The 12,045-nt window shown below is 62.3% G+C and carries 10 protein-coding genes, 1 tRNA gene and 1 pseudogene; 8 read left to right on the top strand and 4 right to left on the bottom strand.

Going from position 1 to position 12,045, the window contains the following annotated elements; translation table 11 throughout:
* Positions 1 to 14: 14 nt before the first annotated feature.
* From NW858_RS03835 to NW858_RS03820, 4 genes and pseudogenes are all read left to right on the top strand, one after another.
* Positions 15 to 1,499 (top strand): annotated as a pseudogene (locus NW858_RS03835) (cobaltochelatase subunit CobN); the annotation flags it as partial.
* Positions 1,500 to 1,544: 45 nt separating this feature from the next.
* Complete coding sequence (locus NW858_RS03830; RefSeq protein WP_414333814.1) at positions 1,545 to 1,868, top strand: DUF2605 domain-containing protein; 324 nt, start codon at positions 1,545 to 1,547, stop codon at positions 1,866 to 1,868.
* A complete protein-coding gene (locus NW858_RS03825; RefSeq protein WP_414333816.1) occupies positions 1,868 to 2,131 on the top strand; it encodes a DUF2973 domain-containing protein in 264 nt (87 codons plus the stop codon). The genes NW858_RS03830 and NW858_RS03825 overlap by 1 nt, the downstream gene beginning before the upstream one ends.
* Positions 2,132 to 2,424: 293 nt before the next feature.
* A complete protein-coding gene (locus tag NW858_RS03820) occupies positions 2,425 to 2,868 on the top strand; it encodes a GerW family sporulation protein (RefSeq protein WP_414519858.1) in 444 nt (147 codons plus the stop codon).
* Here NW858_RS03820 and NW858_RS03815 read toward each other — a convergent pair.
* The 3 genes from NW858_RS03815 to NW858_RS03805 all read right to left on the bottom strand — a co-directional run bounded on the left by NW858_RS03815 (position 2,865) and on the right by NW858_RS03805 (position 8,818).
* Entirely contained in the window at positions 2,865 to 6,140 is a 3,276-nt protein-coding gene (locus tag NW858_RS03815; protein WP_414519856.1) for an AAA family ATPase, read from the bottom strand. The genes NW858_RS03820 and NW858_RS03815 overlap by 4 nt on opposite strands.
* A gap of 136 nt (positions 6,141 to 6,276) precedes the next feature.
* Entirely contained in the window at positions 6,277 to 8,517 is a 2,241-nt protein-coding gene (gene recJ / locus NW858_RS03810; RefSeq protein ID WP_414519854.1) for a single-stranded-DNA-specific exonuclease RecJ, read from the bottom strand.
* A gap of 133 nt (positions 8,518 to 8,650) precedes the next feature.
* On the bottom strand, positions 8,651 to 8,818 hold the full coding sequence (locus NW858_RS03805) for a hypothetical protein (RefSeq protein ID WP_414337946.1): 168 nt from the start codon (positions 8,816 to 8,818) through the stop codon (positions 8,651 to 8,653).
* A 259-nt stretch (positions 8,819 to 9,077) separates the two neighbouring features.
* Here NW858_RS03805 and NW858_RS03800 point away from each other — a divergent pair, with 259 nt between their 5' ends.
* The 4 genes from NW858_RS03800 (at position 9,078) to NW858_RS03785 (ending at position 11,361) form a co-directional block, all read left to right on the top strand.
* Entirely contained in the window at positions 9,078 to 10,007 is a 930-nt protein-coding gene (locus tag NW858_RS03800) for a metallophosphoesterase family protein (RefSeq protein ID WP_414333822.1), read from the top strand.
* 77 nt (positions 10,008 to 10,084) lie between these two features.
* Entirely contained in the window at positions 10,085 to 10,834 is a 750-nt protein-coding gene (locus tag NW858_RS03795) for a phosphoadenylyl-sulfate reductase (RefSeq protein ID WP_414519851.1), read from the top strand.
* Between the two features lie 3 nt (positions 10,835 to 10,837).
* Positions 10,838 to 11,176: an antibiotic biosynthesis monooxygenase family protein gene (locus NW858_RS03790; RefSeq protein WP_414333826.1), complete on the top strand. Its 339-nt coding sequence runs from the start codon at positions 10,838 to 10,840 to the stop codon at positions 11,174 to 11,176.
* Between the two features lie 113 nt (positions 11,177 to 11,289).
* Positions 11,290 to 11,361 (top strand) — tRNA-Val (locus NW858_RS03785).
* Positions 11,362 to 11,616: 255 nt separating this feature from the next.
* Here the strand turns inward: NW858_RS03785 and NW858_RS03780 are convergent.
* Positions 11,617 to 12,039: a DUF1818 family protein gene (locus tag NW858_RS03780; RefSeq protein ID WP_414347960.1), complete on the bottom strand. Its 423-nt coding sequence runs from the start codon at positions 12,037 to 12,039 to the stop codon at positions 11,617 to 11,619.
* Positions 12,040 to 12,045 lie beyond the last annotated feature (6 nt).

Genomic DNA, 12,045 nt, shown 5'->3' with positions numbered 1-12,045 from the left:
TGGGCGAGAACTTTCGCCGCATCGGAGATGGGGTGGCTGCCCTAGAGGCCCAGGCCCGCCTCTGGATTGCCCAGCGGCTACAGGGGATCCCTTACGATCCGCCCCCGGGGCCGGCGGCCAGCCAGGTGCTGCGCTGGATCGAGACGGACTTGCTCCCCCGCCTGCAGCAAACGCCCCAGGAGCTGGAAAATCTCCTGCGCGGGCTCAATGGCGGCTATGTGCCCAGCGGCCCTTCCGGCGCCCCCACGCGGGGCCGGGTGGAGGTGTTGCCCACCGGGCGCAACTTCTACTCGGTGGATATCCGCGCCATTCCTACCCCCACTGCCTGGCAAGTTGGCTCGCTGGCTGCCGAGCGGGTGGTGGAGCGCTACGTGCAAGAGCAGGGGGAATATCCCCGCCACCTGGGCCTATCCGTTTGGGGAACTGCCACCCTGAGAACCGGCGGCGAGGACTGGGCGGAGGCGCTGGCGCTCTTGGGGGTTAGGCCCCGCTGGGAGGGGGGACGGGTGGTGGATATCGAGATTCTGCCTGTAGCGGCTTTGGGCCGTCCCCGCGTGGACGTAACCCTGCGCATCTCCGGCTTCTTTCGCGATGCTTTTCCCAACCTGATTGCCCTCTTCGACCGGGCTGTGCAGGCCGTGGCCGCCCTGGAAGAACCGGAAGCCGACAACCCCCTGCGGGCCCAGGTGTTGGCCGATACCCAGTACTGGCAGGAGCAAGGGATCCCGCCTTCAGAAGCGGCAGAGCGGGCGCGGCTGCGCATCTTTGGCTCCAAACCAGGGGCCTACGGAGCCGGGCTGCAGGGGCTGATCGAGGCGCAAAACTGGGAAACCGAGGCGGATCTGGCGCGCGCCTACCTCACCTGGAGCGGCTACGCCTACCGGGCCGAGGGCGAGGGAGAGCCGGCCCCCGCAGCTCTGCGGCGGCAACTGGCCCGCTTGCAAATTGTCCTGCACAACCAGGATAACCGCGAGCACGATCTCCTCGACTCCGATGACTACTACCAGTTCCAGGGGGGCATGGTGGCAGCCGTGCGCACCCTCCAGGGCCGCAACCCCCAAATCTACTTCGGGGATCACGCCCGTCCCCACAACCCCAAGATCCGCACCCTGGCCGAAGAGATCGACCGCGTCTATCGCGCCCGCGTCGTCAACCCCAAGTGGATTGCCGGCGTAATGCGCCACGGCTACAAAGGCGCCTTTGAGATGGCCGCCACCCTCGACTACCTTTTTGCCTACGACGTCACCACCCACGCCGTGCCGGATTTTATGTACGCCGGGGTGGCCCGCGCCTACCTGTTGGATCCCCCCGTGCAGCAGTTTTTGCGAAACCACAACCCCTGGGCACTGCGGGATATGAGCGAGCGGCTGCTGGAAGCCCACCAGCGGGGCTACTGGCAAGAGCAGGCCCTAGAGCTGGTGCCCCAGCTGGAAGCCCTGCTGCTGGAGACGGAAGCCCGCCTGGAGGCCACCCAGGGATCCCTGGCGGGAGAAGGTTAAGTTCAGCTAAGATGCTCTCAGCAAACCAGGCGCGGAGGGATCCCAATGATGAGCAAAGCCAAGTTACTGCGAGAGATTCTGGGGCCCCTACTGGAAGATTACCGCTACTGGTTTGAGCGCTCCCGCCGCTTTTTGCAAGAAGAAACCCTAGAATTTATTAGCCCAGAGGCGCAGCAGGCCCTTCTGGAGCGGGTTTTGGCTGCCCAAGCAGAATTGCAAGCCGCAGAAGCCCTCTATCAGTTGTCGGAGAATGAAGTTGGCGTTGACCCGGCGCTGATGGCAAAATGGCATCACCTGCTGATGGAGTGCGCCGAGCTGGGCCGTCGCTTCCGCCAAATTCACCCTTCCTCTGACTCATCTGACCCGTGATGCTGCAGATCCTCTACCTCATCGCTTTCGTGGCCATTGCCTTTGTGGCCCTGCGTAACCTGGTGGCCAATATCATCACGTTGGGCAAAGAAGAGCGCAAGGCCTCGCCCCGTCGCGCTCGCCGACAGGCGCCCCACCCAGAGCTCTTGGATGAAGAAGGCAACCTGACGGAAGAGCCCTTGTTGGTGATTCGTTCGACCAGCCTGGAAGAAGCCCGCAGCCGCCTGGAAGATCTCTACTCTGGCTCTCCTGACGAGGATTAAAAGCGGCGCAGGAGCTTCCCCTTTCTCGGTGTCGGCTCGAGTCAGTTGTGGGGGTAAGTAGCCTTCCTTGGATGAAGTTACGATAAAGCACCTGGCGCCGAGCACTATTCCTAACTCCCCTCTCCCTGAGGGAGAGGGGCCGGGGGTGAGGGTCGTCCCTGAGGGAGAGGGGCCGGGGGTGAGGGTAGCGGCGCGGAGCGCTTGGGTAGGCGGCAAGGTATCTTAACCTTGTTTGAGGCAACTACAGTCAATCTGGTTCTTCACCTGGTGGCCTCTGGAGCTGGCCTGCAGCATTGACGCAAACGTCACAAATGGGATCCGATTCCAATTCCGATTTCGAGGTGGAAGCCGTCCTGGAGGCGGTGCTGAGCAAGCTGACGGTTTTGGCGGAGACGGGACAGACCTTTGGCCAGCCGATTACCATTGGCGACACAACGATTGTCCCCTACGTGTCGCTCTATTTTGGCGTTGGCGGAGGAGGGGGCCATTTTGGCAAAACGGCCAGCGGCTTTCGCAGCAACGGATGGGATCCGGCCAGCCTGTTTGGCGGAGCGGGGGGCGGGGTGCGCATCGAGCCGGTGGGCTTTTTGGTGATCCGAGGGGAGCGGGTGGAGCTGCTGACCACGGCCCAAAAGCCCGGCCAGTGGAGCCAGCTTGGCGAGACTATAATTCCCCTGCTGCAGCAGTGGCTCCAGAGCCGGGCCGGCAACTCCTCAAATGACCAGCCAAATGACTAGCCGCGAATGGAGAGGCGGGATCCCTGGGGGGAGGGCTGCACCTCGATGCGGTGGGGAAAGGCCTCTTGCAGACTGGGGATGTGGGTGATCACCAGGATGCAGGCAAAGTCAGAGGCCACAGCGTTGATGGCCGCCAGCAACTGGGCCCGCCCGGTGGCGTCCTGGGAGCCAAACCCCTCGTCAATGATCAACGTTTGCAGGTCGGAGCCGGAGCGCTGGGTAAGCAGGCGGGAGAGGGCCAGGCGAATGGCGAAGTTGATGCGGAAGGCCTCGCCGCCGGAGTAGGTCTCGTAGGGGCGGGTGCCGCGGGGATCGGCGATGAGGATGTCGAGGGTTTCAATTAGCTTGTCCGAGCGTCGCCCCGAGCGCTGGGTTACAAAGCGCAGATGGAGGCGGTGTTGGGTGAGGCGGCCCAGGATCTGGTTGGCTTGTGCCTCTAGCTCTGGCAGAACGTTTTCGATGATCAGGGCGGGAATGCCGTTGCGGCCGTAGGCGTTGGCCAGCTCCTGGTACACCTGCTGCTGGCGGCGGGCCTGCTGCAGTTGTCGCTCTAGCTCTGCCCGCTCCGACTGTTGTTCAAGGGCCTGCTGCAGCCGCTGTTGGGCTGCCCCGATTTGAGAAAGCACCTGATCCAGCCCTTGCCGGTGCTCCTGCAGAGCTTGGCGGATCCCTTCCAGGTGGGCGGGCAAGACCTCAGGCTGCTCCGCCAGTTGTTGCTGCAGCGCTTCCAGCTCTTGGGTGGCCTGGGCAAGCTGCTGCCGGCTTTCCTGCAGGCGTTGGGACAAGATCTGGCTGCGGGCTGTGGCTTCCGGCAGCTCCTGGCGGGCTATTTGGAGGGCCTGCAGGCGGGCTGGCCACAGTTGCGCCTGGGCCAGTTCTGCTTTTACCTGCTGGTGCAGGGATCCGTCGTAGCCAAGGTGGTGCAGCGCCTGCTCGATTTGGGCCAGGCGTTCTGCCAGCGGCGAGTCAGGGGATCCCGCCTGTTGCAGGGCTTCCAGTTGCGCTTGTAGAGAGGCGATTTGCTCACCTAGGCGGGCTCGGCGCTCCTGGGCTTTGCGCAGCTCGTGGGAGCGGCCCAGGGCCCAGCGCCAGCGCTCCACCTCTCCCCGTTGCAGGGCGTGTTCGCGCTCGTCGTAGCCCAGGTGTTGCAGGGCCTGCTGGATCTGGGCAAGCTGCTGCCGCGCCTCTGGGGCATAAGCTTCTTGGTTGAGGATTTGCTCCAGTTCTGCCGCTTCTGCCCGCCAAGCCTCCAGTTGCCGATGGCGCTCCTGCCCGGCCTCCCACTGCTGCTGCAGCCGCCCCTGGAGGTGCAGACGCTCATCCCAAGCGGCCAATTCTTGCTCAAGACGCCGAGCTTCCTCTTGCAGCAGCCCGATCTCCCGGTCGGCCACCGCCAGTTGCTCGCGAATCACAAAGAGCTCGCCGGCAATCTCTTCTTGGCGCTGGCGGTGCTTTTGCAGCACCACATCCCTCAGGTGCGGGCTGAGCGGACGGGCGCAGAGGGGGCAAACCCAAAGGTGGGATTCCGGGACAGCCAACGCCCGGGTGGACGGTGCCGGCGCAGGCGCGGCAGGCTGCTCTGAGAAGGCTGCTTCCGGGGTGGCTTCGGATTCTGGGTGTTCTTCCTCCCCACCTTCTGCCATCGACTTCACCCCCGCCAAGGCAGGGGCGGAGTGGTGCCTTTCTTGCTCTGGATTGTAAGGATCTGGGCGATCCGGATCCCCGAGATCCAGCCGCTCGGGGTGAAAGGACTCCGTCCTGCTATCGCCAACGGGAAAAGCCTCCCAAGGAGCCTCTAATAGGCGGCAGCGCTCTTCCTCCTGTTGCCATTGGTGCTGGAGAACCCGCTGCCGCTCCTGCAGCTTCTGCACAAAGAGGCGGCGCTCTTGAATTTTTTCCAGCACCTGCTGTTGGTAGAGACGCCGTTGCTCCAGCTCGGCCAGGGCTGCGACGCCGGCGGCAATTTTCTGGGCCAGTTGCTGCTGCTGTTGGGCCAGGGTTTCCTGGTTTTGCAGTTGCTGCTTGAGGAGCTGGAGGCGGGCTTGCAGGCGTTCTCGCTCGCGGCGGATCTGCTCTTGCCAGTGCCGTTGTTGCTCTAGGAGGGCGGCGGCTTGGGCCTGGGCATCGTTCAAGATCTGCAGGCGCTCCTGGGCTTGCCGGTAGTGGTGGAGGGCGTTTTCGATGCGCTCCCCTTCTGCCAGCACCTGGGCATCGGCCTGGGCTTGGGCCTGGCAGGCGGCCAATTCCTGTTGCAGCCGCTGCATTCTGCGCAGTTGCTGCTGTTGGTACTCAGCTTGTTGGGCCTGCAGCTTTTGGCGCTCTTGGAGCAGGTGTTGCTGTTGCTCGAAGAGGCGGTGAAGATGGCGATCTTGGGCCATCAGGGACTGATAGCGTTTATAGCCCGCCAGGATCTCCTCGCTTTGGGCGATCAGCTCTTCCAACTGCAGCAGGTGCTGTCGTTGGGCTCGCCACTGCTGTTCGGTGTGGTGCAGGTTGGCGCTGAGCTTGTGCAGGTGTTGGGTGAGTTGCCGGTGGCGCTCCTCTAGGGTGTGGCGATGTTCATAGGCCCGCTCTAGAGACTGTAATTCCTGCTGCTGTTGGGCCAGGAGCTGTTGCAGATGGGTTTGCTGTTGTTGGAGCTGCTCCAGTTCGGCTTGGATCTGCTCGATAGAGGCCTGCTGTTGCTCCAGCTTGGGCAGGCGCTCTTGGAGTAGATCCGCTTTCAGCTTGGCACTGCGAGCCTGTTCGCGGCAGCGCTCGGCCAGCAGGTCGTACTGGCCCAGCTTGAGCATATCGGCCAAGATCTGCTTGCGCTCGCCGGGGCGCTTCAGGGTAAAGGCATCGGCTCGTCCCTGCCGCAGGTAGGCCGAGTGAATGAAGGTATCGTAGTCGAGGCCAAGCTGACTTTGGATGGCCTGTTGGGTAGCGCGCATGCCGCGGCGGGTTAGGCTGCGCCAGGCGGTTTCTCCAGCTTGAATTTGCCACTCCAGGGATCCCTCCCCCGACAGGTGGCGGCTGCGCAGGATGCGGTAGGTTTGCCCCCGCGAGCGGTAAATCACTTCCACCCAGGTTTCACTGGCACCTTTGCGGATGAGATCGCTGTCGTTGCTGGCCCGGCTTTGTCCCCAGAGGCCCCAGGTAAGGGCGTCGAGCAAAGCTGACTTGCCCGCCCCGTTGGGGCCACAAATGCAGGCGGTGTGGATCCCGCGCAGATCCAAAACGGCGTGAGAGTAGCAGAGAAAATGGTGTAAGGTCAGGCGAACCGGGATCACGGAAGACTGGGCTCTGGGTGCGGCAAAACGCTAGAGCTAAGCCGTTTGATCTAGAGTATCGCGTCGGCCTTGAAAGGGTTGGCCAGATCCCAAGCCTTGCCAACTTTTTTGCGGGAATTGAAGGGATCCCTCACCTCTACTTCGGAGACAAAGCCGCCGGCGCGGGATCCGGTTGCAGCAGCCGTTGACAGAGCTGGGCGATTTGGTCGGAGCTGGCCTCGTCCAGCCAGCGGTGGAAAGCTTGGGATTCGCGGATGCGGCCCAGCAGCAAGGTGGGAATTTCCTCTGGGCTGTGCAATTCCGCTAGCCACTGTCGAGGCAGGCCAGTCGCTGCCGCCAGAGCGTCGGGATCCCGTTGGCCCGCTTGCCAGAGTGCCTGCAGTTGGGCGATCTGCTCCCAGCGGTGGCCAGAAGCAGCCAGGATCAGGGTTTGCGGCTGTAGCTGTTGCAGCAGTTGGGCCAGATCCGTCGGCAGCCAGGGCCAGCGGGCCAGCACCAGAGCTGTTTTTGCCGACGGGAGGAAGTCTTGATCGAGGGGCAGAGCCTGCCCCCTGTAGCAGACGGCTTCTCTGAGAGAATCCGGCAGGGGGCGTTGCCGGTAATCCTGGATCTGGAGACGGGTGGCGGAAACGGTGGGCGCCTGCCAGTCGCCAGAGGAGCGCAGCGCCAGTACTTTGCCTTGCCAGGGTTGTCTGCCCTGGTCATCCGCTTCCAACTGCAGGGCGATGTCCATAGCCTGGCATTCTTGCCACTGCTCCAGCTCTTCGCCGGCTTGCCAAAACCAGAGGGTACGGGATCCCAGCCTGCCTTGCAGATCAAACCTTAAGTGGCGGCCATTCTGGGAAGCCCCCAGCTTGACGCTGCCGCGACAAACGTTCATCAGGGCTACGACGGGGTTGGGATTGCCGTGGCCAAAGGGCTGCAGAAGCTGCAACTGCCGATACACCTCGTCCAGCTCTGCCACCCTATCCCGGCCCTGAGAGGCCAACAGTTCCCAATCGATGACGATCTCCACCGCCAGGGCGCGAGCTTGGCGATCCGGGCTGACCCGCGCGGCCAGCTCCCGCCGCAAAGCCAGTTGTACGGCGGCCAGGCAAGACAGATCTACTTGGATCCCGGCAGCCATAGGGTGTCCGCCTCCCCCCAGCAAGAGGGGGCGCACGGCCTCGATGGCCTCCACCAGGTTCACCCCTGGAATCGAGCGGCCCGACCCATAGCCCCGTCCCGCCCTCTCGTCTTTGGCGATCAACACCGTCGGGCAAGCGTATTGCTCCGCCAAGCGCGCCGCGGCGATCCCCAAAACCCCTGGGTTCCAGCCGCTTCCGGCCAGGACAATCGCCCCCTCCCGCCCCAGATCTAGGCTTTCCACCTGTTGGCCGGCCTCTTGAATCACTTGCTGGGTAAGGCGCTTACGCTCCTCATTGAGGGCAACAAAATGCTCCACCAGCGTCTGGGCCCGCTGCGGATCGGAGGTGGTCAACAGCTCCACCGCCAGGCTGGCATCGTCCAAACGGCCAATGGCGTTCAGCTTGGGAGCAAGGCGAAAGGCGATATCCTGGGCTGTTGGTGTTCCTGAGGATTGGCCGTTGCCCATCTGATCCAAAAGAGCTCGCAGCCCCGGGCGCTGCGTCTTGGCCAGCACGGGCAGGCCCCGCTGCACCAGGTAGCGGCACTCCCGCTGCAACACCGCCACATCGGCCACGATCCCCACCGCCACCAGATCCAGGTGCTCTTCTACGCCTGGGATCCCCAGCGCTTGGTAGAGGGCCTCCGCCAGCTTGTAGGCCACCCCCACCCCCGGCAGAAAGCGCAGCGGGTGGTCTTCTGGCAGACGCAAGGGATTGATGACAGCATAGGCAGGGGGCAAGGGATCCGGCAGCGTGTGGTGATCCGCCACGATCACGTCCACCCCTTCGGCTTGGGCGGCGGCAATCTCGGCGGCATTGCCCATACCGCAATCCACCGTCAGGAGCACTTGGCAGCCCTGGGCCAGCACCTGCTGTAGCCGCTGGGGGTTCAAGCCATGCCCTTCGCTGCTGCGCAGCGGTAGGGTGAACTGGACTCGGAAGCCCAAGGGCTGTAACGCCGAGAGCAAGAGGCTGGTGGCGGTAACGCCATCGCAGTCGAAATCTCCCCAAATGCAAAGGGTTTCTCCTCTTTTTCTTGCCTGCAACAGGCGTGCTACTGCCCGCTCCAGATCCGGCAGGGATCCCGCTGGCGTGGGAGAATACTGATCAGGATCGACGAAGGCCCGCGCTTGTTCCCGGCTGTGCAGCCCACGCAAGGCCAGCACCTTGGCTGCATACTTGCCGTATTCTCGGCTCAGCTCCGGATCAAACTGGGGTGGAGTGGGCAGCAGATCCCAGCGGTATTCCATGCCAACGGGTTGGGCCGGCCCCCGGGCCGACGGGGATAGAGCTTCTTAGGAGCGTATCAAAAACTGCCCAGGGAGAGAAGCAACACAGGATCCCGGAAAGCAACAGCCGGGGTGAGCGATCCCTGCCAACCTGCTATTGACAGCAGTGAGAGGCCACGCAGCAAGGCGAAGGGTGGGCGTGGTCATGGGTGGCACAGGCTTCGCTGCAGTAGAGTTGGCCTTCGTAGCGATAGCCTTGGCTGCTTTCGAAGCTGCAGTTGCAGTGTTCACAGGCGCAACGAACAAGGGTGGTAGCAGACATGATGTTTTCTCCTTGCTTGAACTGAGGGATCCTCTTGTCGAAGATCTGTGTCCCTATACCCTAGCGGTTGCTCGGCAGCGGCGCCGGAACAAGAATCAGACTCATTTGTGGCGATTCCAAATCACAGCAACCACAACTCCCCCTCTGGGAGAGGGGCTGGGGGTGAGGTCATCGCGGCAGAGGTTAAGAGAAGCCCATAGCCCTCCAGCTAGTTATTGACTTATGATGCGGGCGTGGGGTGTGAATAAGTACCTAGACAATGGCAACCCAACGCATTTGCTTTGCTCAAGTTTCAGATGTCCACCTGATGCCCGAGACGGGCTGCCGCTGTTGGTGGATGTCCGATTCCCCTCGCCGCCAGTTGCAAGCTGCCGTTGCCCATCTCAACCAAGTACCCGATCTGCGCTTTGTCCTGTTTACCGGCGATCTGGTGGATCAAGCCGATCCGGAGAGCTTTGAGTTGTTCCGGGAGATTCTCGCCCAACTGCGGGTGCCCTACTACCTCAGCCTGGGCAACCACGATGTCGATACCTTGAGGAGAAAAGGGCGCTTCAACCGGGATCAGTTCATCCGTTGGTGCCAAAGCCAATTCCCCCTGTCCCCAGCTCCTACCGGTTATGTCGATTACAGCCTTTCCCCTCTGCCCGGGATCCGCCTGGTTGCCCTCGACGCTAGTTTAGGACACTTCCCCTTGCCTCAGGGTGTGCTGCGTCCCTCGCAACTGCACTGGCTAAGCGAACATCTACAAGCGGTGCCCGAGGAATGGCTGATTCTGCTCATCCATCAGCCTCCTTTTATCTCCCCCACCCAGATGGATGCGGTCTTGTTCCGCAAGTACCGGCTCCGCAGCGAGCAAGCCTCGGCACTACACACCCTCCTGGCCAATCACGGGCGGGTGGTGGCGGTGTTGAGCGGGCATCTGCATGTGCCGAAGGTGTATGTGCGAGATGGGATCCCTTACCTGACGGCACCTCCGCTGGTGGGGCCGGTTTCGGCTCTGCGGGTGTTTGAGCTGGATATCAACCCACGGCGAGGGGTGTTGCGCTACCACTGGGTTCACCTGCCGGAGCCGGATCCCAGCCCCCTCTGGCACGGCTTGGTTATGGGGATCCGACGGGATCGCTGGGGACAAATCCCCCTCCGTGCCAGGGGATCCCGATCCCTACCTCTGCCCGCCGCTGCCTCGTAGCCCAAAAATCCTAAAGCTTGACCGAATTAGTGTAGATTAATAAAGACGAGGATCGTTGCATTCGGTGTCTTCCCCCTATGACGGCAAGCCTTTCTTCTTCTTCTAGCCGCTGGGAGCTGGCGGCCCAGTCCGTGCGAGAACAGTATCAGCCCCAGGTAGCCTCTCTGAGCGAGCACTTTGAGCCCTTGTCGGCCAGTGACTTGCTGGCCTGGGGGGTAGAGGAGTTTGGAGATGGGCTGGTGCTGGCCTGTAGCTTGGGCCCGGAAGACCTGGTGTTGATCGATCTGCTCACGGCCATTCGCCCGCAGGTGCGCGCCTTTTTCCTGGATACCGACTTTCACTTCCCGGAAACCCTGCAACTGCAGCAACAGGTGTTGGCCCGCTACCCTCACTTGCAACTGGAGATCTTCAAACCTCTGCTCACCCCCGAAGAGCAGGCGGCGCAATATGGGCCAGAGCTGTACCGCACCAACCCCGACCTCTGCTGCAACATTCGCAAGGTAGAGCCCCTGAATCGCGCCCTGGCCAACTGCACCACCTGGATTACCGGGATGCGCCGCGAGCAATCCCCCACCCGCGCCGATATTGGCAAGGTGCAGTGGGATGCCAAGCGCAACCGCCTCAAGCTCAACCCCCTTGCCGACTGGACAAACGGCCAAGTCTGGAAATACATCCTCGCCCACGGGATCCCTTACAATCCCCTGCACGATCGCAACTATCCCAGCATCGGCTGCCTCCACTGCACGGCGCCGGTAGAGCCGGGGGCGGATCCCCGCTCCGGCCGCTGGAAGGGCACAGCCAAAACCGAGTGTGGTCTGCACACATAGCCTATGAACACGGCTCCTGTCCTGGAGGTGGCCCGGTTTGAAATTACCCCCGGCTCGGAAGCTGCTTTTGAAGCTGCCATCGGCCAGGCTTTCGTTTATCTGCAACAAACCGATGGCTATCGGCAACACCAACTGCAGCGCTGTTTGGAGCACCCCCAGCAATACCTGCTGCTGGTGCAGTGGGGATCCCTAGAGGCCCATCTGGTCAACTTCCGCCAATCGGAAAACTTTGTCCGCTGGCGTGCCCTCATCGGGCCCTACTTTGCTCGCCCGCCGCAGGTGTTGCACTACCAGTTGTTGGCCGGATCCGAACATCCCTTCGATTTAAATTTGCAAAAATAGGATGCCGGTTCAGCACCCACTCTCGAGTCAAGCTGATTCTCAATCGCACGGGTTGAATGTGATATTATCAATTTCCGACCTTCCGCCCAGGTGTGCGTCGGCATCGCTCAGAGGGGCTGTTAACTCAGTGGTAGAGTACCACCTTGACACGGTGGGAGCCGCTGGTTCAATTCCAGCACAGCCCATGTCCTTCAGAATCCGCTTTGGGGGCAAGCTACAGGGCTAGGTTGAGCTGCTCCTGGGTATTTTGTGGGAGCGGGACTTCATCGAGGTCGATGAGGCGTACAGTTCACAGGCAAGTTTCTTGGATAATGCGGATGCCAATGCCGCTGCCAACCTGCGGGGGAAAGTAGTGGATGTCACGGATTCTCTCGGGTGTTGACGGGAGTAATGGTTGGCTAAGGGCCAGGCCTGTCGGGAGAGTTGCCCTGCAGGCTTGCTCAAGAGGCTGGGTCAAAAAATTGAGCAACGGCCCGACAGAGTTCGGGGACGACGTCAGCAGGCCAAAAACCTTCGCCGCGCCGGCCCTGGTGCAACTGCAGGTAGAGGCCCCAGGCGGTGGCGCTGCCGCTGGCTATCAAAGTCAAGACAGGGAAAGTCTGCTCCAGTGTAATGCTTTCCTCCGCCATCAGTTGGGAGGCGATGGCCTCCAGATCCTGCTGCAGGCGCTGCACCCCTTCCGCAAACGCTTGCCACTCCTCTTGGGTGAGCTCCAGCGCCCAAGTCTCTCCCCCCACCAGGGCCACAAAGGGGGAGCGGGAGGGATCCCAGCCCAGCCGCCAGCCGGATCCCTTGCGCAAAGCAGAGCGGGCCACGTCAGGGCTCCGTCCGATGGGGAACTCCTTGTCGGGAACAGCATCCATAGGGCT

It is taken from the genome of Synechococcus sp. H55.10, assembly GCF_047502715.1.
GTDB lineage: Bacteria > Cyanobacteriota > Cyanobacteriia > Thermostichales > Thermostichaceae > Thermostichus.
This window is presented reverse-complemented; position numbering and strand designations above follow the sequence as displayed.

Coding starts and splice junctions, on each gene's coding strand:
- NW858_RS03830 (WP_414333814.1), top strand. CDS start 1,545: ATGATGAGCAAAGCCAAGTTACTGCGAGAGATTCTGGGGCCCCTACTG.
- NW858_RS03825 (WP_414333816.1), top strand. CDS start 1,868: ATGCTGCAGATCCTCTACCTCATCGCTTTCGTGGCCATTGCCTTTGTG.
- recJ (WP_414519854.1), bottom strand. CDS start 8,517: ATGGAATACCGCTGGGATCTGCTGCCCACTCCACCCCAGTTTGATCCG.
- NW858_RS03805 (WP_414337946.1), bottom strand. CDS start 8,818: ATGTCTGCTACCACCCTTGTTCGTTGCGCCTGTGAACACTGCAACTGC.
- NW858_RS03800 (WP_414333822.1), top strand. CDS start 9,078: ATGGCAACCCAACGCATTTGCTTTGCTCAAGTTTCAGATGTCCACCTG.
- NW858_RS03795 (WP_414519851.1), top strand. CDS start 10,085: ATGACGGCAAGCCTTTCTTCTTCTTCTAGCCGCTGGGAGCTGGCGGCC.
- NW858_RS03790 (WP_414333826.1), top strand. CDS start 10,838: ATGAACACGGCTCCTGTCCTGGAGGTGGCCCGGTTTGAAATTACCCCC.
- NW858_RS03780 (WP_414347960.1), bottom strand. CDS start 12,039: ATGGATGCTGTTCCCGACAAGGAGTTCCCCATCGGACGGAGCCCTGAC.